Here is a 797-nt window from a genome sequence, read left to right as displayed (position 1 = left end):
CGCCCGGGGGAGCGGCTGCGGATCGAGCCGCCGCGGATCGAACCGTCGCCGATCGAGATGCCCAGGGGCGCGCCGCGGGGCGCCCCTCTGGTCCGGCGGCGGTCCGGCGCCGTCAGGCCTCCGGCCGCAGCCCCAGCATCCGGTCCCGCTGCCGGTTCATCTCGTCGATCAGCACCTGCACCACCGCCGTGACGGCCGGCCGGCGCCACGACTCGGTGCGGATCACCGCCCAGTAGGGCAGGCGCTCGGTGACCTCGTCGGGCAGGAGCCGCACCAGGTCGTCGTGCCGGTCCGCCATGAAGCACGGCAGGAACCCGAGTCCCGCACCCACGCGCGTGGCCTCGACGTGCACGAACACGTTCGTCGAGGCCAGCGCGTCCGGCATGCCGGGCACCAGGCGGCGGGGCGCGTCGAGGTCGTTGACCTGGAGCATCGAGTCGACGAAGTAGACGAGGCCGTGCCGCGACATCTCCTCCACCGTGGTGGGCGTGCCGTGCCGGGCCAGGTAGTCCCGGGAGCCGTACATGCCGAGCACGTACTCGCCCAGGCGCACGGCCTTGGCCCGCTGCACGTTCGGCTCGCCGACCACGACGTCGACGTCGACCCCCGAGCGGTGGTGCGTCGCCACGCGCGTGACGGTCACGAGCTCGACCGACAGCTCCGGGTGCGCGCCGCGCAGCCGGGCGATCGCGGGGGAGGCCACGTACGCGCTGAACCCGTCGGTCGCCGTCATGCGCACGACGCCGGTGACCGGGTCGGCCTCGGTGTCGCCCCCGACGAGCCGGTCCACGGCGTCC

At 74.7% G+C, this 797-nt stretch carries 1 protein-coding gene; it reads right to left on the bottom strand.

Annotation, left to right across the window (positions count from 1 at the left end; genetic code table 11):
* Nucleotides 1-112: 112 nt before the first annotated feature.
* A partial coding sequence (locus PROKR_RS27830) for a LysR substrate-binding domain-containing protein (protein WP_084800722.1) occupies nucleotides 113-797 on the bottom strand: 685 nt, incomplete at its 5' end.

This window comes from Promicromonospora kroppenstedtii DSM 19349, from assembly GCF_000515355.1.
Lineage (GTDB): Bacteria > Actinomycetota > Actinomycetes > Actinomycetales > Cellulomonadaceae > Promicromonospora > Promicromonospora kroppenstedtii.
The sequence above is the reverse complement of the archived record's forward strand: the minus strand, read 5'-3'. Positions and strand labels throughout refer to the sequence as shown.